General features: G+C 33.3%; 24 protein-coding genes. 22 read left to right on the top strand and 2 right to left on the bottom strand.

Annotated elements, in window-relative coordinates; translation table 11 throughout:
* The first annotated feature begins 1 nt into the window (after position 1).
* From A9178_RS00455 to A9178_RS00475, 5 genes are all read left to right on the top strand, one after another.
* On the top strand, positions 2-1,483 hold the full coding sequence (locus tag A9178_RS00455) for a spore germination protein (RefSeq protein WP_068671962.1): 1,482 nt from the start codon (positions 2-4) through the stop codon (positions 1,481-1,483).
* A gap of 83 nt (positions 1,484-1,566) precedes the next feature.
* Positions 1,567-2,874, top strand: coding sequence for a diaminopimelate decarboxylase (gene lysA / locus A9178_RS00460; RefSeq protein WP_068671963.1), 1,308 nt, complete (start codon positions 1,567-1,569; stop codon positions 2,872-2,874).
* 134 nt (positions 2,875-3,008) lie between these two features.
* Positions 3,009-3,446, top strand: coding sequence for a peptidylprolyl isomerase (locus A9178_RS00465; RefSeq protein ID WP_068671964.1), 438 nt, complete (start codon positions 3,009-3,011; stop codon positions 3,444-3,446).
* Between the two features lie 9 nt (positions 3,447-3,455).
* Positions 3,456-3,914, top strand: coding sequence for a site-2 protease family protein (locus A9178_RS00470; protein ID WP_068671965.1), 459 nt, complete (start codon positions 3,456-3,458; stop codon positions 3,912-3,914).
* Between the two features lie 140 nt (positions 3,915-4,054).
* A complete protein-coding gene (locus A9178_RS00475; protein WP_068671966.1) occupies positions 4,055-4,429 on the top strand; it encodes a GNAT family N-acetyltransferase in 375 nt (124 codons plus the stop codon).
* Positions 4,430-4,543: 114 nt separating this feature from the next.
* Here A9178_RS00475 and A9178_RS00480 read toward each other — a convergent pair whose 3' ends face one another.
* Positions 4,544-4,627 carry a YjcZ family sporulation protein gene (locus tag A9178_RS00480; RefSeq protein ID WP_068671967.1) on the bottom strand — a complete coding sequence of 28 codons (84 nt, stop codon included), beginning with the start codon at positions 4,625-4,627 and terminating at the stop codon, positions 4,544-4,546.
* Between the two features lie 141 nt (positions 4,628-4,768).
* Here A9178_RS00480 and A9178_RS00485 point away from each other — a divergent pair, with 141 nt between their 5' ends.
* From A9178_RS00485 to A9178_RS00540, 12 genes are all read left to right on the top strand, one after another.
* Positions 4,769-5,509 carry a segregation/condensation protein A gene (locus A9178_RS00485; protein WP_068671968.1) on the top strand — a complete coding sequence of 247 codons (741 nt, stop codon included), beginning with the start codon at positions 4,769-4,771 and terminating at the stop codon, positions 5,507-5,509.
* Between the two features lie 2 nt (positions 5,510-5,511).
* Complete coding sequence (gene scpB, locus A9178_RS00490; RefSeq protein WP_068671969.1) at positions 5,512-6,105, top strand: SMC-Scp complex subunit ScpB; 594 nt, start codon at positions 5,512-5,514, stop codon at positions 6,103-6,105.
* Between the two features lie 132 nt (positions 6,106-6,237).
* Positions 6,238-7,365: a D-alanyl-D-alanine carboxypeptidase family protein gene (locus A9178_RS00495; RefSeq protein WP_068671970.1), complete on the top strand. Its 1,128-nt coding sequence runs from the start codon at positions 6,238-6,240 to the stop codon at positions 7,363-7,365.
* Positions 7,366-7,371: 6 nt separating this feature from the next.
* A complete protein-coding gene (locus tag A9178_RS00500; protein ID WP_068671971.1) occupies positions 7,372-7,959 on the top strand; it encodes a nucleoside recognition domain-containing protein in 588 nt (195 codons plus the stop codon).
* Positions 7,959-8,489: a spore maturation protein gene (locus tag A9178_RS00505; protein ID WP_068671972.1), complete on the top strand. Its 531-nt coding sequence runs from the start codon at positions 7,959-7,961 to the stop codon at positions 8,487-8,489. The genes A9178_RS00500 and A9178_RS00505 overlap by 1 nt, the downstream gene beginning before the upstream one ends.
* A 73-nt stretch (positions 8,490-8,562) precedes the next feature.
* Positions 8,563-9,300, top strand: a complete 738-nt coding sequence (locus A9178_RS00510; protein ID WP_068671973.1) for a pseudouridine synthase — start codon at positions 8,563-8,565, stop codon at positions 9,298-9,300.
* 67 nt (positions 9,301-9,367) lie between these two features.
* Complete coding sequence (gene resA, locus A9178_RS00515; protein ID WP_068671974.1) at positions 9,368-9,940, top strand: thiol-disulfide oxidoreductase ResA; 573 nt, start codon at positions 9,368-9,370, stop codon at positions 9,938-9,940.
* A gap of 36 nt (positions 9,941-9,976) precedes the next feature.
* Positions 9,977-11,626, top strand: coding sequence for a cytochrome c biogenesis protein ResB (resB, locus tag A9178_RS00520; protein WP_068671975.1), 1,650 nt, complete (start codon positions 9,977-9,979; stop codon positions 11,624-11,626).
* A 33-nt stretch (positions 11,627-11,659) separates the two neighbouring features.
* Positions 11,660-12,850, top strand: coding sequence for a c-type cytochrome biogenesis protein CcsB (ccsB, locus tag A9178_RS00525; protein WP_068671976.1), 1,191 nt, complete (start codon positions 11,660-11,662; stop codon positions 12,848-12,850).
* Positions 12,851-12,957: 107 nt separating this feature from the next.
* Positions 12,958-13,674 carry a response regulator transcription factor gene (locus A9178_RS00530; protein ID WP_068671977.1) on the top strand — a complete coding sequence of 239 codons (717 nt, stop codon included), beginning with the start codon at positions 12,958-12,960 and terminating at the stop codon, positions 13,672-13,674.
* Positions 13,674-15,440 (top strand): ATP-binding protein, encoded by a 1,767-nt coding sequence (locus tag A9178_RS00535; RefSeq protein ID WP_068671978.1) that lies wholly within the window; start codon positions 13,674-13,676, stop codon positions 15,438-15,440. Before A9178_RS00530 ends, A9178_RS00535 begins: the two co-directional genes overlap by 1 nt.
* 74 nt (positions 15,441-15,514) lie before the next feature.
* Positions 15,515-15,934: a DUF4430 domain-containing protein gene (locus A9178_RS00540; RefSeq protein ID WP_068671979.1), complete on the top strand. Its 420-nt coding sequence runs from the start codon at positions 15,515-15,517 to the stop codon at positions 15,932-15,934.
* 202 nt (positions 15,935-16,136) lie between these two features.
* Here the strand turns inward: A9178_RS00540 and A9178_RS00545 are convergent, their stop codons facing one another.
* Positions 16,137-16,388, bottom strand: a complete 252-nt coding sequence (locus tag A9178_RS00545) for a ferredoxin (protein ID WP_068671980.1) — start codon at positions 16,386-16,388, stop codon at positions 16,137-16,139.
* 106 nt (positions 16,389-16,494) lie between these two features.
* On the opposite strand from A9178_RS00545, the gene A9178_RS00550 reads away from it, so the two are divergent.
* From A9178_RS00550 to A9178_RS00570, 5 genes are all read left to right on the top strand, one after another.
* Entirely contained in the window at positions 16,495-17,553 is a 1,059-nt protein-coding gene (locus A9178_RS00550) for a YpbB family protein (RefSeq protein ID WP_068671981.1), read from the top strand.
* Positions 17,554-19,089 (top strand): RecQ family ATP-dependent DNA helicase, encoded by a 1,536-nt coding sequence (locus A9178_RS00555; protein ID WP_068671982.1) that lies wholly within the window; start codon positions 17,554-17,556, stop codon positions 19,087-19,089.
* Between the two features lie 50 nt (positions 19,090-19,139).
* Positions 19,140-19,403, top strand: coding sequence for a hypothetical protein (locus A9178_RS00560; protein WP_156520665.1), 264 nt, complete (start codon positions 19,140-19,142; stop codon positions 19,401-19,403).
* A gap of 16 nt (positions 19,404-19,419) precedes the next feature.
* Positions 19,420-20,190, top strand: a complete 771-nt coding sequence (locus tag A9178_RS00565; protein WP_082918032.1) for a metallophosphoesterase — start codon at positions 19,420-19,422, stop codon at positions 20,188-20,190.
* 274 nt (positions 20,191-20,464) lie between these two features.
* Positions 20,465-21,043, top strand: coding sequence for a genetic competence negative regulator (locus A9178_RS00570; RefSeq protein ID WP_068671984.1), 579 nt, complete (start codon positions 20,465-20,467; stop codon positions 21,041-21,043).
* Positions 21,044-21,163: the final 120 nt, after the last annotated feature.

Raw genomic sequence — 21,163 nt, forward strand, 5'->3', positions numbered from 1 at the left:
AATGAAGAAAAAAAAAGATAAAGTTCCTGTATCGGCTAATATAATACGTAACCAAGAATACATGGAGAAAAGAGTAGGTCTCAATGTCTCTTTCGATGTTGGTTTTCGAGAAATCATTATATTAAAAAAGAAAGTTCAACTTTATTACGTTACAGGATTGTGTGATACGTCAGTAATACAGGAAATTTTGGAAATGATCATTGAAATTAATGATGATGAAAGTAATAAGAAAAAGTTACCGGAAATTATCGAGAACCGCTTAGTTCATCAACAGGTGGAAGCTGTAGAAACGATGGATGAGGTTGTCGATCAGATATTATCAGGATTAATTGCTTTTTTTGTAGATGGTGAAAAGCGAGCCTTTATCGTTGATGGTAGAACTTATCCAGGAAGAAGCCCAGAAGAACCAGACACGGAGAAAGTAATTCGGGGTTCAAGGGATGGGTTTACTGAAAATATTATCGAAAACACTGCCTTAACACGTAGAAGAATACGCGATGAACGTTTACGTCACGAGATGCTAAAAGTTGGGGAAAGGTCAAAAACAGATATATGTATTAGTTATGTTCAAGATATTGCGGATCAAGATTTGGTTGATTTAATCAAGGATAAAATTGAATCCATTGAAGTGGATGGAATATCTATGGCTGATAAAGCTATCGATGAATTTTTTATTGATCGCAAGTGGAATCATTATCCTTTAGTGCGGTATACGGAGAGGCCAGATGTTGCTGCAAGCCATTTATTAGAGGGGCATGTGATTATTATGGTAGATACTTCCCCAAGTGTCATTATTATACCAACAACGTTCTTCCATCACTTGCAGCACGCAGAAGAATATCGACAAACTCCAGCAGCTGGGACGTTTATACGATTTATTCGCTATTTAGCGGTATTTTTGTCTATGTATCTTTTGCCAATATGGTTACTGTTCGTCTTAGACCCTACGTTATTACCAAAGGAACTATCTTTTATTGGACCAAGTGAAGAAGGTAATATTCCAATATTAGTTCAAATCATTTTGGCAGAATTGGGTATTGAATTTTTAAGAATGGCTGCAATTCATACACCAACACCATTAGCAACTTCTATGGGGCTGATAGCGGCAGTATTAATTGGACAAATCGCAATCGATGTAGGAATGCTTAGCCCGGAAGTTATCCTTTATGTAGCAATAAGTGCGATAGGGTCATATGTTACTCCTAGCTATGAGCTTAGTATTGCGAATAAATTAACGGGACTATTCTTAATTTTAGGAGCAGGTTTCTTTGGCGTGAAAGGATTTGTTATTGCATTCTTAATCCATCTGTTGTATATGGTAAACCTGCAATCACTAAAAACACCTTACTTATGGCCGTTTCTACCTTTCAATGCAAAGGCAATGATTAATATCATCTTTAGAATTCCTGTTCCTTATGCTAATGAGAGGCCGAGAATTGTCCATCCTAAGAATAATTATAGACAACCAACGAAAAAGAGCTAACCCTATTGTTAGCTCTTTCGTTTTTTGTCTATATATGTTAAAGTATTTTTATATTTTTACGAATAATCGGGGGAATTAAACTTATGATTACGGAATATCATCCTTTTCCTATAAATGAAAATGGACATCTTGTAATAGGTGGTATAGATACAATCGAATTAGTAGAAAAATATGGAACACCCTTATATGTTTACGATGTCTCCATGATAAGAAAAAATGCAAGATCATTTGTGGAAACCTTTGAAAGATTAGGTGTGCAAGCAAAAGTTGCATATGCAAGTAAGGCTTTTTCGTCTATTGCCATGGTACAAGTAGCAAAGCAGGAAAAATTGTGTCTTGACGTAGTTTCTGAAGGAGAATTGCACACAGCTTTACTTGCGGATTTTCCGGTAGAAAAAATTCATTTACATGGAAATAATAAAAGCTTAGACGAAATTAGAATGGCAATAAAGTATGATATTGGCTGTATTGTTGTCGATAATTTTTATGATATAGAATTGATTGAACAAGTAACAAAGGAGTACGGTAAAAAAGTTAATGTATTAATACGTGTGACTCCAGGGGTCGAATCCCATACTCATGAATACATTATGACGGGAAATGAAGATTCAAAATTTGGATTTGACTTGCAAAATGGTCAAGCAGAAGAAGCATTTAAACGACTATTAAATCACGAAACCATTCAATTTAAAGGCCTCCACTGTCATATTGGTTCGCAAATATTTGAAACAGATGGATTTAAGGTTGCAGTAGATCTATTATTTGAAGAATTAGGTAAGTGGAAGGAACGCTATGATTATACACCTGAAGTTTTAAATTTAGGTGGGGGGTTTGGGATTAGATATACGAAGGAAGATCAGCCTTTACCGTATAATATTTATGTCGAGGAATTAGTAAAATCAGTAAAAGGCCAAGTAGATTTATTAAATATACCTATGCCAGAAATTTGGATTGAGCCTGGTAGAGCAATCGTTGGAAATACAGGTATTACACTTTATACCATTGGTTCCATGAAAGATATACCTGGTGTTCGTAAGTATGTATCAGTTAATGGTGGGATGACTGATAATATAAGACCCGCATTATACCAAGCAAAGTATGATGCAGTAATTGCTAATAAAGCAAATCGGCCTGTAATAGAAGAAGTGTCTATTGCGGGGAAAGCATGTGAATCGGGAGATATGTTAATTTGGGATTTATCTGTACCTAATTTAGAACATGGTGATGTATTGGCAGTGTTTTCAACAGGTGCGTATAATTATTCTATGGCCAGTCATTATAATAGAATTCCTAATGCAGCAGTAGTTTTCGTAGAGAATGGCGTAGATAAATTGGTTGTGAAACGCGAAACGTTTGAAGATGTTGTGAAAAATGATTTATCCTATCTATAATACGGGTGACAATTCTTTCCTATCAATAAAATTAATGATAGAATAAGCATTATTAATAAAGTTTGTTCAAAAAGTCCGGTTTAACAGTTTAACCTCCTTTTTGAACAAAGTCTAAAGGTGAAGGAGATTTTAAAATGGCTAAAAAAGGATATATTTTAATGGAAAATGGAAATAAAATTCAATTTGATCTATTTCCGGAAGAGGCACCTGGTACAGTAGCAAACTTTGAAAAACTAGCTAATGAAAACTTTTATGATGGTTTAACTTTCCACCGTGTCATTCCTGGTTTTGTTAGTCAAGGTGGTTGCCCTATTGGTAATGGAACTGGAAATGCTGGATATACGATTAAATGTGAAACAGATAATAACCCACATCGACACGAAGAAGGTTCATTATCAATGGCGCATGCTGGAAGAGACACTGGAAGTTGCCAATTCTTTATCGTACACGAACCTCAACCACATTTAGATGGAGTCCATACCGTATTTGGAAAAGTAACTTCTGGAATTGAACACGCTAAAGCAATGAAAAATGGAGATGTCATGAAAGAAGTTAAAGTTTTTACTGAATAATTTATTGTGATGAATTTAATCCAGGTATTATTCTTTTTAGTATTGATTATTGCACCATTAAGTACGTTTTTTCATGAAATTGGCCATGCTATCGCAGCAAGAACGCTTAAAGCTAGTGAGATTACGTTGAAAATGGGTATAGGCAAAAGAATATTAGCAATAACACTACTGGAATTAAACATCGAAATCTATTCTCTCTTTTTTATAGGTGGGCATACAGTAAGTAGTCGACACCCGTACTATAAAAAGGGAGAATTAATTTATATATCATTAATGGGTCCACTTTCAAATGGTATTATTGCGTTATTTTTATGTTTATATTTACGTAATGAGGTAAATTTATACATAGAGCTAAGTTTTTGGTTTAATATTTGGTTGTTTATTATGAATATAATCCCTATACGCTTGAATAATAAGTACACAGATGGTTATATAGTGTATAAATTAATAACTGAAGGGCAAAAATAGGTAGATACAAATTCTTTTTTACTTCTTAGGTTCATTTGACAAAAAGCATATTTAATGCAATAAATATATATATACTTTTCAATAGTCGTAATATGGCTTTAAGAAAAATAACTCTATTAGTCTTTATAAGAGGGGTCTTTATGTTAATTCGTTTTAAAAAGAATATGGAAAAAATTGCCATGGGATTATTGTCATTTATGCCAGATGTAAAAAATGATGTGAAAAAGTTACAGAATACAATTAAAGAATATGAAACCAATCCAAATTGGAACCTTTATTTATGGAAAGAGGACGATGATGTTCTAGGTGCAGCTGGTGTTCGGTTAGATAATGAGCGTATTATTATACAACATGTTTCAGTTAACCCATCCCATCGAAATCTAGGGATAGGTAAGAAAATGATAAATGAACTAATTAAACTTTATGAAGGAGAACATACTGTTTTACCTAGTGACGAGGTCCAAGAGTTCTATCTTAAATGTAAAGATAATCATATTCAAGGTGAAGAACAATAAAAGCCAGCCCATTGATGAGGGCTGGCTTAAAACTTGGTAGACATTCCTATTTGCTTAAGTTATCTAAGGCATTCGCCGGGATTTTGGCGAATGCCGAGGTTTTTTTATTATATTTTAGAACCAAGCGGCACCAACAATGATCAGAAGAATAAACAATACAACGATTAACGCGAAACCTCCGTTATATCCATGACTCATAAACAATTCCTCCTTTTTTCTTCTTCAATAAATGTTTTGTTTAACATTTATCTTACATTAATAACTTATGTTGGTATTTATCATGTGTATGGGCGAATATTACAAAAAACTTTAATTTGCAACTAAAGAGAGGTAAGAAATATGAATAACCAAGCCTACGAAGTAAAGTTAGATGTCTTTGAAGGGCCATTGGATTTATTGTTACATTTAATAAATAAATATGAAATCGACATCTATGATATCCCGATGGCTGAACTTACAAAACAATATTTGGATTATATACATACGATGAAATATTTAGAGTTAAATATTGCAAGTGAGTATTTAGTTATGGCCTCGACTCTTGTTGCAATTAAAAGCCAAATGTTATTACCAAAACAGGAAACAGTCAATGAAACGGATGAATACGTCGAAGATCCGAGAGAAGAATTAATGAATCGATTAATTGAATATCGAAAATATAAACAGGCTGCGGAAAAATTAAAAGAAAGAGAAGAAGAAGCAATTCATACGTATACAAGGCCACCTGTTTCCTTTAACGAACTAGTACAGGGTAAAACAACTATTTCAAAAGGGAATGTTTCAGTTTATGACATGATCAATGCGCTAGGTAAAATGTTTCAAAGAAAGAAATGGGATCAACCACTTGATACGAAAGTAAGTCGAGCGGAGATACCAATTGAACAACGAATGAAGGATATATTAAAAGTTGTAAAGCAATCTCATAATGGTATTGCTTTTGATCAATTATTTCCTTATCCTTCAAAAACACACGTTGTTATTACTTTCATTGCAATATTAGAATTAATGAAAGTTCATGAGGTTTATTGTAAACAAGAACAACATTTCGATACGTTATATGTATTTTCTATGGAGGAATGATTTTGGAAGTTACAGAATGGAAAGCGGTTGTTGAAGGTTTAATTTTTGCAAGTGGCGATGACGGAATAACGGTTAAACAATTGAAGAATATTTTAAATCTCACTAATGAAATGATTGCCCATTTAATTGAAGAATTGAAATATGATTATGAACGAATAGATCGAGGCATCATGATAATGGAATCAAAGGGGATACTTCATCTTACTACGAAACCGGAGCATAGTGAATTTTATAAAAAACTTATGGAAACACCAAATTCTAATCGTATGTCCCAGGCGGCGCTTGAGACTTTGGCCATTGTCGCCTATAGACAGCCGATTACCAAAGCTGAAATTGAAGAATTACGTGGAGTTAAAAGTGATCGTCCACTTCAATCTCTTGTAGCGAAATCGCTAATTGAAGAAATAGGAAGAAAAGACAGTGTAGGAAGACCTATTCTTTATGGAACGGGTAAAGATTTCCTTACTTATTTCGGATTAACCTCACTAGAGGAATTACCATCTCTCCCTGATGACGTTTCTGAATCAAATGAAGTGAATCAAGAAGCAGATCTGTTTTTTGAACATTTTAATGAGGAACTAAATAATAATGATTGATGAATCCATACATTAAATTTTGATGTATGGATTTTTGCTTATTTACGATTCAATAAATTTGAAAATCGCTCATATCAATTCAGTTGGTGCATAAAATGTATGGATACCATACACTTGGGAGGACAACGAAAAATGAAAATAAGAATTTTATTACTAACCGTAATATTCTTTGCTGCTAATTTGCTAATCTCTACAAATGGACAAGCAGCTTCTGCCGCACCGGGAGTATCAGCAAATAATGCTGTATTAATAGAACAATCTACTGGACGAGTATTATTTGAAAAAGAGGCTCATTCCCAGGAATCCATAGCTAGTATAACTAAAATTATGACAGCAATTATCGCAATCGAATCAGGAAAAATGGAAGAAAAGGCGACCGTAAGTAGAGATGCAATTTATACAGAGGGGTCCTCTATTTATTTAGAGCAAGGTGAAAGAATGACGCTTGAGGATTTAGTTTATGGATTAATGCTACGGTCTGGTAATGATGCTGCAGTGGCAATAGCAGAGCATGTCGGAGGTAGTTTAGAAGGATTCGTCTATCTTATGAATGAAAAGGCAAAATGGTTGGGAATGGCGAATACTCATTTTGATAATCCGCATGGTCTTGATTCAGATACTCATTATTCAAGTGCATATGATATGGCGATTTTAACGCAATATGCCATGAATAATGAGAAGTATAGAGAAATATCGGGTACCACTTCTTATAAATCAGATGGAAGAACATACAGTTGGATAAATAAAAATAAATTATTAACCCAGTATTATGAATATTGTACAGGTGGAAAAACTGGTTTTACAAAGAAAACAGGAAGAACACTTGTTTCAACGGCCAGTAAAGACGGCATGGATTTAATTGCGGTAACGCTAAATGCACCAGATGACTGGAAAGATCATATGTCCTTATTTGAGTGGGGGTTTGAAAATTTTGATATGAAAACATTAACAGAAGAAGGGGAAGTGAAATTTAATTTAATCGACCTTAATAAAAGTCAAATCGGCTATTTACGAGACAAAATTCATTTTCCATTATCTGATGATGAGGAGCACGAAGTAACATTTAAGAATTATATTTTAAAAGATGTGGATACATCATCAGAAAATAACGTAATCGGAAAAAAGGTATTTTTCTTAAATGATAAAGAAATTATGGAAACGCCAATTTATGCGGTTGAAGACTCCTATTCATCAGATGCAAATAAAAAGTCATTCATATCAGAAGTCCTCTCCGTTTATAAAAAAGTAACAGGGATGTAGATATATATGGTTAATCTAATATGGGCATTTATGGCAATTGTTGGTATTGTTTATGCGATGTTTAATGGAACGATGGAAGAAGTCAACAAAGCTCTATTTGAAAGTGCAGATGAAGCCGTAAAACTATCTATTGGGTTAATTAGTATTCTAGTGTTTTGGTTGGGGATTATGAAAATAGCAGAAGAAGCAGGTATATTAAGAGTGCTAGCAAGACTAATGCGTCCAATAGTAGTTAAAATATTCCCGGAAATTCCGAAAGATCATCCAGCAATGGGGTACATTTTATCCAACTTCACGGCGAATATATTTGGTCTAGGAAATGCGGCCACACCACTTGGAATAAAAGCAATGGAAGAGATGAAAAAACTAAGTGGAACAGATACTGCATCTCGCTCCATGATCACTTTTTTAGCCTTAAATACGGCAGGCTTAACCTTAATTCCATCTACAGTAATCGCAATTCGGATGCAATACAACTCCAGTTCACCAACTGAAATCGTTGGTACTACTATTATTGCTTCCGCTGCTGCATTAGCTAGTGCATTATTATTGGATCGGTTCTTTTATTATAGAAGCCTTAGGAGGAAGGAATAATGGGAATTATCACTACAGTAAGCACTTGGCTTATTCCTTGCTTTTTATTATTAGTACTAAGCATTGCACAGTGGAAAAAGCTTCCATCTTACGAACTATTTGTTGAAGGAGGAAAGGAAGGTGTCAAATTAGCATTTTCTTTACTTCCTTTTTTAGTTGGTATGTTAGTTGCTATCTCAATTTTAAGAAGTTCAGGAGCGTTAGAAGCGTCTATTGGTTTAATAGCTCCACTATTAACTGCAATAGGAATCCCTCCAGATATTGTCCCATTAGCACTAGTTAGGCCCATTTCCGGAAATGCTGCATTGGGAGTCACATCAGAATTAATTGCAACACATGGGCCGGATTCTTTTATAGGCAGACTTGCATCAACCATGCAAGGAAGTACGGACACCACATTGTATATTTTAACTGTGTATTTTGGTGCTGTAGGCATTAAAAAGATGAGATATGCCGTAAAAGTTGGACTCTTAGCTGATTTAGTTGGTATAATTGCATCAATCATAATTGTTACCCTTGTATTTGGGTAATACTAAAAAGTGGCGTTAACTTCTTGTTAGCGCTATTATTGTTTATGAAAATAATTATAAGAATGGTGATATGATGGCAAACAACTTGGAAAGACTGCAAAAAGTGATAGCTCAAAGTGGAGTTACTTCTAGAAGAAAAGCAGAACAACTAATTTTAGACGGAAAAGTAAAGGTAAACGATAAAGTGGTAACTACTTTAGGAACAAAAGTGTCTAATAGTGATAAGGTAGAAGTGGAAGGAATTCCACTGGAAAAAGAGTTACCAGTATATTTTCTTATGTATAAACCACGTGGAGTAATTTCCAGTGTTAAGGATGATAAAGGAAGAAAGGTAATTACAGATTTACTTGGTGAAGAAGTAGAGGAACGTGTATTTCCAATAGGAAGATTAGATTACGATACTTCTGGAATTATTTTACTAACCAACGATGGTGATTTTGCAAACTTACTTATGCATCCAAGACATCAAATTGATAAGGTTTATGTAGCTAAAGTGAAAGGCATACTCAAAAAAACGGATCTAACACACCTTAAAAAAGGGGTAAAATCTGACAAAGATTTACTTAAGGCTGTAGATTATAGAATTATATCAACAGATAAAAAGGCAGAGACTACGGTTATAGAACTAACACTTCATGAAGGGAAAAATAGACATGTAAGAAGGATGATGGAAGGGTTAGGGTTCCCAGTGGTGAAATTAAAGAGAGAAAGGTATGGATTTTTAAATTTAGATGGCTTAAAGCGTAGTGAATATCGTCCATTAACTCCTAAAGAGGTTAAACAAATGTATAACTTAGCAAATCAAAATTAAATTGTTGAATTATTGACAAATTTCATCTTCTTAAAAAATGGTATACTCATCTAAGGAGTGATTGAAATTGAGTTTGGAAAATAGGAAAAAGTCAAAAAAAATAAAAAAAAGGAATCGATTAATCTTTCGTTCGATTATTTTAGTAGTTTTAATCGGAGCTACTATTTTTGCAATTGTTTCTAATTCTAAAGCTGATAATTCTATTTATCGTGCAGGGGATTCAGCACCAGATTTTCAATTAAAACAAGTTAGTCACAATAATAATCTAGAAAACGTCCAATTAAGTAATTTAGAAGGGAAAGGGGTAATGTTGAATTTTTGGGGAACTTGGTGTAAACCCTGTGAAGCTGAAATGCCTTATATGGAGAAACTATACCCTGAATATCATGATAAAGGAATTGAGATCCTTGCAGTTAGTTTAGATAACACGGAATTAGTAATTAACCGCTTTATTGATAAGTATGATTTAACGTTTCCGGTATTACATGATACAACGGGTGAAATCAGAGATTTATACAAAGTAGGGCCAATTCCAAGTACCTTTTTTATCAGTCCGGATGGAGAAATTAAAGAAGTTGTAAATGGAGCACTTACACTAGAAAAGTTAGAGCGATCATTGCAAAGTATTTTACCGGAATAATTGATTTTATCCATACAACAACATGGGGGGTCAGTAATGAAACAAGTTAAATGTGAATGCGGTCACGTTAATCCATTGGGTACCGTACTTTGTGAATCCTGTGGAAAACCAATAGAAGAGAACCAACATATTGATGGTAACGAGGGGAAAAAACTATTAAATATGCGTTATGACGGTACAGCAAGACGATCCAAAACGTATAATAAATCGATTGTGGATCGAATTTGGAGTTTCTTTTCTTCTGTTAAAGTAGGGGTATGGCTAATTGTCTTAGCTTTAATTGCCTCTATGATTGGGACCATCTTCCCGCAAGAAATGTACATACCAGCAGATGCGCCAAATCGTGATCCAGCCGTATTCTACGAGAGTCAATATGGCGTATTGGGGCTTATATTCTATCAGCTAGGCTTACATAATTTATACTCATCATGGTGGTATATGTTACTAATTGCTTTAATTGGGGTTTCGTTAGTCATTTGTAGTTTAGATAGATTTATACCACTTTTTAGAGCATTAAGACATCAAAATCCAAAAAAACATCAATCTTTTTTAAGTAGACAGCGTTTATACAGTGAAACAGAATCATCAACTGATGACGAATTGAATATGGTTAAAAAACAATTAAAGATACGTCGTTACAACATTAAAGAGACTGAGGGCTATCTTTTGGCGGAAAAGGGTCGATTTTCTAGATGGGGTCCCTATGTCAATCATATTGGCTTAATTATTATCCTAATCGCCGCTATTTTACGTACTACACCTTTATTTTTTATGAATGAGTATGTTTGGGTACGAGAAGGGGAAATAGAAGTTTTACCTGGCTCAAATGGAGAGTATTATGTCGAAAATAAAGACTTTATTTTTGAAACTCATGATGAAAATGATGAAAGATTTAAAGAAGCTTTAAGTAAAGAAGGAATGGTTGCCAGCAACTATCAAACAGACGTGGTTGTATATAAGGCAGATAGATCTATTCCTGGTGAAGAACCAGAACTTGAGCCAATCGTAGAGGATTCAATCCAAATGAATAAGCCACTTAGTTTCGAGGGTTATGAATTAATTCAATCTTGGTATCAATTAAATGAATTTTCTTCGATGACTTTTAAAATTCATGAAACATCAGATGCAGACGAAAAATCATTGGGGTCTTTTACTGTTGATTTAAGAAATCCTCAACCTGAATTCGAACTTGATAATGGTTTTAAAGTTGTTTTGGATCAATACTATCCAGACTATTATTTAGATGATAATGGCATTCCAGCTTCTGAAACCAATTTCCCGCGAAATCCAGCTTTTGTATTTTCTATTTATAGTGAGGGAAATGATAAGCCAGAGGTAAGTTTTGTTGGAATTGGAAGAAACATAGATGGAACAGGAGAAAATAACTATAAGCTAGGCATTCAAGAATTTGAAATGCACGATGTTAGTGGCCTGACATTTAAATATGATCGATCCCTACCATTTTTTGGTATAGGTGCAGCTATTTTTATGATTGGTGTTATTCAAGGTATGTATTGGCAACATAGAAGAATATGGATCCATAAGAGAAAAGATGGTTCATTGGTAATGGCGGCTCATACAAATAAAAACTGGTTTGGCCTAAAGAAAGATATAGAAGTCGTTACCCAAAATACAAATATTAAAATGGTTGAAGATCAGCAGGAACTAGACGAAAAAGATAAATAATCTTTTTCGTAAAGAATCAAGGAGGTATTTTCCATGGATCTATTAAATATTAGTAGTACAGCATTATATACAGCTTTTATTTTGTATTTAATTGCTACATTTTTCTTTGGTGCTACTATTAAAGATAAACAAACAGATAATAATAAAAAGGGATTTTCAGGAAAAATCGCCATCACACTTACGATTATTGGATTTCTAGCACAGCTTGTTTACTTTACAACAAGATGGATTTCTAGTGGACATGCTCCAGTTAGTAATATGTTTGAGTTCCTAACTTTTCTAGGTATGGCTTTAGTATTCGCTTTTATAATTCTATATGCATATTACAAATTAAGTTTCTTAGGATTATTTGCTCTTCCTATCTCTATGATCATCATCGCTTACGCAAGTATGTTTCCAACTGATATATCACCATTAGTACCTTCGTTGCAAAGTCACTGGTTATATATTCATGTTACAACCGTTGCATTAGGTCAAGGTATACTAGGGATAAGTTTTGTAGTAGGTTTAATGTACTTGATAAAAGAGATTGATCAAACTGTGAAAAGTAAAGAAACAACATGGTTGGAAATAGTCATGTATATTTTATTTGTATTCATTGGATTTATTGTTATTACAACTTCTTTCAATTTAATGAACTATAATGCTACTTTTGAATATGGACCTGGAAATCGCACGGTAACAACAGATTATCATTTACCTGCTATTGCGGCTCCAACCAATAGTACATTAGTAACAGAAGACGTCATGCAACCATGGTTTGAAACACCAGAATGGTTCCAAGGGGAAGATGCGGGACGTAAATTTAATACATTAATTTGGTCTGTTATTACTGGAACCATTATTTATTTAATTACTAGATTGATCTTAAGAAAACGCGTTGGTGCAACTCTTCAACATTTATTAAAAAATATAAAAGCTGATTTATTAGATGAAATAGAGTATCGTTCGGTTGCGATTGGATTTCCAGTTTTTACACTTGGTGGTTTAATCTTCGCTGCGATTTGGGCGGAAATTGCTTGGGGAAGATTTTGGGGCTGGGATCCAAAGGAAGTTTGGGCATTTGTTACATGGTTATTTTATGCGGCATACTTACACCTGCGACTTTCAAGAGGTTGGCATGGTAAAAAATCTGCTTGGCTAGCTGTAATAGGCTTTGGAATTATTATGTTTAACTTAATTGTTGTAAATCTAGTTTTAGCTGGATTACATTCATATGCATAAAAAATAAAGAGGGACGAGGTTTTCATAACCTCGTCCACTTCTTTATACATTTTGGTCACTTTCGTTTATAATTAATATATGATAATCGGATGTATAGGGGGATTTTGATGTCACAAGAAACAAAAATTTTAATTGTGGATGATGAAGATAGAATTAGAAGATTAATTAGAATGTATCTTGAACGAGAGGATTATATAATAGAAGAAGCTGACAATGGTAAAGATGCTCTCGAAATGGCGTTAGAAAATAACTATCATGTTATTATTTTAGATATTATGATGCCCGAAATGGATGGAATAGAAGTTTGTCAGAAATTAAGAAAAGAAAAATCTACACCGGTAATCATGTTAACCGCTAAAGGGGAAGAAGCAAACCGAGTTCAAGGTTTTGAAGTAGGTGCAGATGACTATATTGTAAAACCATTTAGTCCACGTGAAGCAGTTCTACGTGTTAAAGCATTATTACGAAGAGTAAATGTGGCCTCTTTTAATGAACAAGAAGTCGTTTCGAAAGATTTATTAGTCTTTCCTCATATAACGATTGACTATGATGCTCATCGAGTAACTGCAGAAGAGCAGGAGGTTAGTTTAACACCGAAGGAATATGAATTACTATGCTTTTTAGCTAAATCCCCAGATAAAGTATTCAATCGAGAAGTTTTACTTAAAGAAGTATGGCAGTATGAATTTTTTGGGGATTTAAGGACAGTCGATACTCATGTGAAGCGGCTAAGAGAAAAATTGAGTAAGGTTTCTAAAGACGCTGCAAAAATGATTGTAACGGTATGGGGTGTCGGTTACAAATTTGAGGTTGATGATAAGTAATGTTTTGGCGTAGTGTAGTGGTCAAGCTAGCAATAACTATTTTACTGCTAGTTTGCTTTGTATTATTTATATTATCTATTTTTTTATTACAGTTTTTTGAGAACTTCCATCTTAATGAAGCTGAAACAAGTATGATGAAAACAGCAACAAAAATTTCTTATTTGGTAGACGAACAAGAAGATCATCAAGTTATTCAAGAGACTACAGACTTAGTAAAAGATCCCAATAATCGAGTAGTCATTATTTATCCGGATGGTGATTTTTGGGTTTCGGAAAGTAATGATGATCATCTGTATAGGTTAGAAGAGGATTGGATTAATAGCGATTCTGAATTAGTGGAAGTAATGACGAATTCAAAAGAATTAAAAAAACAAATTACATTACCCCATAGTGATGTGGATGCTATTATTGTTGGAAAACCTGTATTAAATAATGGCGGTGTTTTTGTTTATCAGTCTTTACAGGCAGTAGAGCAAACAAAGTTAGAAACTAGAAAAATTATTTATTTAGCAGCTGGTATCGCTCTTGTCTTAACTACATTTTTTGCTGTCTTTCTTTCTACTCGTATAACCTCGCCATTAATCAAGATGCGAGAAGCAGCACACGAGCTAACTAGGGGTGAATTTAATACGAAGGTACCTATTTTGACGCATGATGAAATTGGTGACTTAGCGATTGAATTCAATCGTATGGGTAGACAACTTAAGTTTCATATTAATGCTCTTAGACAAGAAAAGGAACAATTTTCTGGCATCGTAACATCCATGGCGGATGGTGTTGTTACATTAAACAGAAATGGGGATATGATTATCATTAATCCCCCAGCAGAGAAGTTTCTAGAAAACTGGTACTTTGAATATAATGTAAGTACAAATCTTTCTAATAAACCTCTTCCTACTGAATTAAAAGAAGTTTTGGAAGAGGTCATCGGTGGGGAGGACAAAGTACTACGTGAAATAATTATTCAAGGTAGAAACTATGTGATGCTTATGACACCTTTATATGATGGCTCACAGGTACGTGGAGCTGTAGCTGTTATTCGTGATATGACTGAAGAAAGGCGCTTAGACAAGTTAAGAAAAGACTTTATCGCGAATGTATCTCATGAACTAAGAACACCTATATCGATGCTTCAAGGATATAGTGAAGCGATTGTTGATGATATTGCAGAAAGTAAAGAAGAGAAAAATGAACTCGCTAAGATTATTCATGATGAATCATTAAGAATGGGTAGATTAGTAAATGAATTACTTGATTTAGCTCGAATGGAAGCTGGACATATTCAGCTCAATAAGGAAGAGGTTGAAATTCAAGCTTTCGTTGAAAGAATCTTAAAGAAATTTCATGGCATAGCAGCCGATAACCAGATAGAGTTACTATTTGAAAATAATATCACTAGTAATAATGCTCTATTAGATCCCGATCGTGTAGAGCAGGTTTTTACTAATCTAATTGATAATGCGATTCGCCATACAGAAGAAAATGGCTCTGTGAAAGTATCCGTAAAAAATAATGAAAATGAACTTAGTGTGTCTATTGAAGATAATGGTAGTGGAATACCTGAAGAAGATTTACCATTTGTTTTTGAAAGATTTTACAAAGCGGATAAATCAAGAACTAGAAACAAAGAGAAAAAAGGAACAGGGCTTGGATTGGCAATTGCTAAGAATATAGTAAATGCACATAGAGGATCGATAAGTGTTAGAAGTAAACTACATCAAGGTACAACATTTACTTTTAATATTCCAAAGAATAGTAAATCTTAATTTAAATCAATTATTTATTGTGTTAAAATTATATAGTCATGAGGGATTATATAATTTTTAAGGAAGTGGCAATAGTGGGAAAATATTCTATCATATTAGTTACTTTTTTCATCTTATTCATCTTTTCAGGATGTTCGGAGAGTAATGAAAATGAAAATAATGTAACAACCAAGACTTCAAATAGTACACATTCAGAAGAAGTTGCTGAAGATTTTGTGCGAATTACGGTTTCTAAAAATAATGGAACAGAATTCTTAACAGAAGAGGAAATTTCAATTGAGAGCGGAGAAAATTTACTTGAATTGATGCAAAATAATTTTTACACGGAGCAAGTAAATGGTCAAATCACTTCAATTGAAAGACAGAAGGCTAATGAGAAAGAAAATTTACTTTGGGTTATTACTGTAAATGATGAACCTCTTACTGTGATGCCAGCGGAATATAAGGTACAATCTGGTGATAAAATTATTTTTGACTTACATGAAGTAAAATAATGTTTTTAAAATACCAATCAGCGTTAATTCACTTTATATGAGTAAAGAGGCTGGGACATAACAAAAGTTTTTGACCTTAAAGACGAACAATGTGCTATCAAAGCGAATTTCCGGAGCGATTATTCGCTCAATCATGTTCGGATTTCATGTGGTTAATATACTTTTGTCCCAGCCTCTTTCAACCTGTTATCATATAATATATTTATTCTCCAAATTTTAAAGGATTCCCATCAAATGTTTTCTTAGAAATTTTAATAGAATCTGTAGGGCAACCTTCATAAGCGTCTAATACATCATCCACACATTTTTTTGGAACGCGTTTTGTACCTTTATTATCGTCGATTATAACGTACGAAATACCTTCATCATCATAATCAAATACTTCTGGTGCTGCCGCCCCACATGCTCCACAAGCGATACAAGTTTCTTGATTTACTATAGTAAATATCGACATTATAATCCTCCTAAAATAAAACAAAAACAACTATCTTTATTGTAAAATTAAATAAAATATTAATCAATCTTACTTATGAACATGCTATGGGAAGGGGGTTCCTTGATTGATATTCGAGCGGATATTACTAGATTGTTTTCAAAACATACAAGCTGAACGAAGCTCTTCAAGTATATATCACTTATTAAAAGGAAAGAGGTCGATTCAAACCGTACAAGATGCTCATATATATTCATTAGATCCATATTATGGCATCTATAAAAATATTTCAAAAGGGTATTATGATAAGAAAATTCAAGAATTAGTGAAAGGTGACTTATTAGAAAAAGTAGACGAAAAAGAAATGACACATAATATTTCCCATCAAGGATTAGTATGGAAAAACAATCAATCTTATTCTTTATTCTTTAAAGGGTTACTATATTATGATAAAACAGATGTTTTTATCGGGCGACTACTGTTGCTTGTCCAAACCTTAACGAATAGTAAAATGAACTTTTATTCCTTTATCCCAGTTGTGAATAATCCGCAAATAGAATTATGGGTGAGAAATATGTTTAGACAGGTGAAGGGTTCGGAATCAGTGATCTTACAAAAAATATATAGCGAATTAAAGCTTTGTTTATTCCAATTAACGGAGAAGGAAGCAAATATTTTCGTTGATCGACTAACAGGTTATCAATCTTATGGTATGAGTTTATTTCAATTGGCAAAGGAATATGAAATGACGGTAGATGATATACACCTAATCTTAATTAGTATCATTCATCGTATATTAAATACTTTGGAAGTTAACTCTACGAAATTTCCAGTTCTTTCAACTATGGTAGATAATCAATCATCTTTATCACAAATTACGAATTCGGCTAGTGAAACTTATAAATATTTTTTAAATGGATTAACCGTTGAGCAAATTTCAAATGTAAGACGTTTAAAAATAAATACTATCTACGATCATTTAGTAGAAATTGCTTTATATGATGATCAGTTTCCAATTGATCAGTACGTCAATGTTGAGGAACAAAATGAAATTCTTTGTGCGGTAAAAAGGGCGCATTCCCATCGCTTAAAAGATATTAAGGAACTAGTTAAAAACGAAATTAGCTACTTTCAAATCCGGTTAGTTTTAGCAGTTATGAATAAACAAAAAATAGGAGGAAATTAATTGGAATTAGATTTGGAACATGAATTACTAAAGCATTTCCACTTTTCTACTTTTCGACCCGGCCAAAAAGAGATTATACAGGATGTACTTAACGGGAAAGATGTGCTAGGAATCTTGCCAACTGGTTCGGGAAAATCGATATGTTATCAGTTGCCAGCCATCATAATGGATGGATTAACGATTGTTGTTTCACCTTTAATTTCTTTAATGATGGATCAAGTGAAGGAAATGAAAGCAAATCATTTCAAAAAAGTAATTGCAATCAATAGTTTCATGAATTTTGAAGAAAGAAGAGAAATTTATAGAAAGATCCATACATATAAACTTCTTTTTATTTCTCCAGAACTCCTGAATCAAACCTTCATTATTAAATTATTTCAAGGTGTAAAAGTTTCTCTTTTTGTTATAGATGAAGCACATTGTATTTCTCAGTGGGGACATGAATTCAGACCGGACTATTTAAAGTTAAGCTCAATTATTGAAAAATTAGGAACTCCTCCTACATTAGCATTAAGCGCTACAGCAACACCAGAGGTACAAACGGATATAATAACATCTTTAAATAAACCGAAAATGGTAAAACATATCTATCCAATGGATAAGCCCAATATTGCCTTTTGTGTAGAAAGAGTGGAGAATGATCAAGAAAAAAGTGAAATTCTGATTCCATTATTAAAAAAGTATAAAATACCTACATTAATCTATTTTTCAAGCAGATTAGCGGCAGAAAACTTTACTAGATACCTTTCCGAGAACTTACAAGATAGGAGAGTCGGTTTTTACCATGCCGGGATGGAACCGATGGATCGAGTTATGATTCAACAGCAATTTATGAATAATCAACTGGATATCGTTTGTTGTACAAGTGCTTTCGGAATGGGGATTAATAAAAGTAACATTAGACTTATCATTCATTATCATATACCGTTGCAATTGGAATCTTTTATTCAGGAAGTCGGAAGAGCTGGAAGAGATGGAAAATCAAGTGTTAGCTTATTACTTTTTTCTAAAAGTGATATGTTACTACCGAATAATTTAATAAAAAATGAATTACCCGATGAGAATATTTTATCTAATGTATTTCGATATCTTCGTGATTTATCTTTACAAGATATGGATTTACCTAACGATGATGTACAAATACAAAATCTTTTAAACCTAAACGAAACCCAATGGAGATTTTTACGATATCAGTTAGAGAAACACAATTTGATCAATGGTATTAAAATTATGGATTATAGTGAAATTTGGAAAGACATTTATCAATCTATATTCCATGTTGTAAAGAGCCGTGTTAAACTAAAGATAGGTAAACTAACTGAAATTAATAAATGGATTCACGAAGATAAGTGTTTAAGAGATACCTTATATCAAAGTTTTCAACCGGTACATAATGGAGCAGAGTTTCAATGTTGTAGTAACTGTGGATTTACGTGGTCAGAATGGAGTCCAGAACAACAGGAAATCGAAAGTAGTTCAGAGCTAAATTGGGAAAATAAACTAAAAAAGCTTCTATTACTAGATAATAGTAGGTAAAGTTAGTTGACTCTTAATATTAATCGCTTTAATGGTGGGGTGTAATGTACATGAATGTAAAAACAAAAGAAGACCAAGCATCAGAACTTAGAAGTCTGCTTGATGGTATGGAAAATGAAAAGAAATGGAAAAAAGAAGACCCTCAAAAAGCGATCATAGACGTGTTAAACTTGCCACCTAGAAAGGAATTTCATACGAATAAAAGTAGAGCCCGTTTTAAAATTGATAATCATTTAATTCGACTTATTATCGTCGTAATAATCGCGGCCCTTCTTATTGGCGCGTATTATTTTATAGGAGAAAACATATTTTAGTCAGGGGAAATATTCATTGAAGAAATGTTATTTATTTATCATTTTCATTTTTCCTATCTTTTTATTTTATATGATTTTTAGGGCACATCATGATAAAATAAATTACCTTACTATATTTGATGAAAAGCTCCCAAAGGAATTTGAAAATTATCGAATTTTTTATATATCGGATATACATCGACGGCGTGTGAGATATTCCACGCTGAACTCTATTTCCGAAAAAATAGATTCAGTTATAATCGGTGGGGATCTAACTGAAAGATTCGTACCGATGGAAAGAACTAGGAGAAATCTTCAATTATTGTTGAAATGGAAAAAACCACCTATTTTTATATGGGGTAATAATGATTATGAAGTCACCTCTTATAATTTAGAAACATTATTAGAAAATGGAAATGTAGATATATTAGCTAACAAATGTAAGAATATAAAAAAAGGAAATGCCATATTAAGTGTTATAGGTCTTGATTGTTCTACATATGCGGAATCAAGGATGGACTTGGCATTAAATGAAATGGAAGGAAATTATTCCATATTACTTTCACATATACCGATTCATTATTCAGAACTACCGGATGATGATAAAGCAAGAATAAATATTGTCTTATCCGCCCATACCCATGGGGGGCAAATTCGATTTTGGGGACTAGGGCCTTATGAGAAAGGCACTTTTGAAAAATTTGGAAATACCTCCATTTTAATTAGTGAAGGTTATGGATACTCCTTGCTTCCATTCCGATTTGGTACAAAAGCTGAGTGTCATGTCATTACCCTTAAACGTAAATAGAGGGTTAGTCCGTGACAAAGGAGTTGCACTATTTTAATGGAAGAATAATTAACGGTTTAGTTATAACAATTTTTCTTCCATTTTTAAGAAGTTTTTAAGGAAATCTTGCTCAGATAAAGTTCAATAATAAATCAATATGCATATAATAATGTAATTAATGGTTTTATTAGGAAATTTGGTTTTCGCAATTTGGCTTGATAAATGCCTTAAGTTTGCATTTATACAGATAGGAAACCTTTTACTTCCCTATCTACCAAAAAAGGAGGATACTGGTATGCGGGTGGAACGTTTGTCTGATGATCAATTTTCTATTTTCCTACATTTCGATGATCTAGTGGAACGGGGTTTTACGACAAAAGATTTATGGAATGATGCATCAAGTGTCCGAAGTTTATTCAGCGATGTAATGTACGAGGCTAGTTCAGAAATTGGATTTGAATTAGAGGGAATGCTACTTGTACAGGTTCAATTAATGCAAGCCCAGGGAATGCATGTTATTGTAACACAGGAAATAGAAGAGATGGATTGGGATGATGATTATATTGAAATGAAGGTTACTTTAGATGAAAGTAAAGAAATTTTATTTTCCTTTTCCGAATTCGAAGATGTAATCCAATCAACTTCATATTTATCTTCTAAATCTATTACTGGTGGCCAAGTTTATTATATGAATGATCGTTATTATATGCTCTTTAAAGAAGATGATGTATCAATTGAGACAAGGGAAGATGTCATTGCAATATTATCTGAGTATGCAACTCCTAGTATTGTAACTTCCTATAGATTATATGAATACGGTAAAATAATATATGAAAATAATGCTGTTCAACAAATTATAGATGTATTTTGGTAGGGCATAAAAGTATAAAATTCCTTATCCTGCATAATGAAACTATGGTATTCGCCTAATCTTTAGCGAATACCAAGTTTTCTAATTAATAATTGTTTGAAAGCGTGTTTACAGAGGAGTGCG

Origin of the sequence: Oceanobacillus sp. Castelsardo (assembly GCF_001659985.1) — a bacterium.
GTDB lineage: Bacteria > Bacillota > Bacilli > Bacillales > Amphibacillaceae > Oceanobacillus.

Excerpts from the sequence above, each read along its gene's own strand:
- A9178_RS00455 (WP_068671962.1), top strand. The coding sequence starts at position 2 with ATGAAGAAAAAAAAAGATAAAGTTCCTGTATCGGCTAATATAATACGT.
- A9178_RS00530 (WP_068671977.1), top strand. The coding sequence starts at position 12,958 with ATGTCACAAGAAACAAAAATTTTAATTGTGGATGATGAAGATAGAATT.
- resB (WP_068671975.1), top strand. The coding sequence starts at position 9,977 with ATGAAACAAGTTAAATGTGAATGCGGTCACGTTAATCCATTGGGTACC.
- A9178_RS00505 (WP_068671972.1), top strand. The coding sequence starts at position 7,959 with ATGGGAATTATCACTACAGTAAGCACTTGGCTTATTCCTTGCTTTTTA.
- A9178_RS00475 (WP_068671966.1), top strand. The coding sequence starts at position 4,055 with ATGTTAATTCGTTTTAAAAAGAATATGGAAAAAATTGCCATGGGATTA.
- A9178_RS00485 (WP_068671968.1), top strand. The coding sequence starts at position 4,769 with ATGAATAACCAAGCCTACGAAGTAAAGTTAGATGTCTTTGAAGGGCCA.
- A9178_RS00470 (WP_068671965.1), top strand. The coding sequence starts at position 3,456 with ATGAATTTAATCCAGGTATTATTCTTTTTAGTATTGATTATTGCACCA.
- A9178_RS00535 (WP_068671978.1), top strand. The coding sequence starts at position 13,674 with ATGTTTTGGCGTAGTGTAGTGGTCAAGCTAGCAATAACTATTTTACTG.
- A9178_RS00495 (WP_068671970.1), top strand. The coding sequence starts at position 6,238 with ATGAAAATAAGAATTTTATTACTAACCGTAATATTCTTTGCTGCTAAT.
- ccsB (WP_068671976.1), top strand. The coding sequence starts at position 11,660 with ATGGATCTATTAAATATTAGTAGTACAGCATTATATACAGCTTTTATT.
- A9178_RS00500 (WP_068671971.1), top strand. The coding sequence starts at position 7,372 with ATGGTTAATCTAATATGGGCATTTATGGCAATTGTTGGTATTGTTTAT.
- A9178_RS00560 (WP_156520665.1), top strand. The coding sequence starts at position 19,140 with ATGAATGTAAAAACAAAAGAAGACCAAGCATCAGAACTTAGAAGTCTG.
- lysA (WP_068671963.1), top strand. The coding sequence starts at position 1,567 with ATGATTACGGAATATCATCCTTTTCCTATAAATGAAAATGGACATCTT.
- A9178_RS00480 (WP_068671967.1), bottom strand. The coding sequence starts at position 4,627 with ATGAGTCATGGATATAACGGAGGTTTCGCGTTAATCGTTGTATTGTTT.
- A9178_RS00465 (WP_068671964.1), top strand. The coding sequence starts at position 3,009 with ATGGCTAAAAAAGGATATATTTTAATGGAAAATGGAAATAAAATTCAA.
- A9178_RS00570 (WP_068671984.1), top strand. The coding sequence starts at position 20,465 with ATGCGGGTGGAACGTTTGTCTGATGATCAATTTTCTATTTTCCTACAT.
- A9178_RS00545 (WP_068671980.1), bottom strand. The coding sequence starts at position 16,388 with ATGTCGATATTTACTATAGTAAATCAAGAAACTTGTATCGCTTGTGGA.
- A9178_RS00510 (WP_068671973.1), top strand. The coding sequence starts at position 8,563 with ATGGCAAACAACTTGGAAAGACTGCAAAAAGTGATAGCTCAAAGTGGA.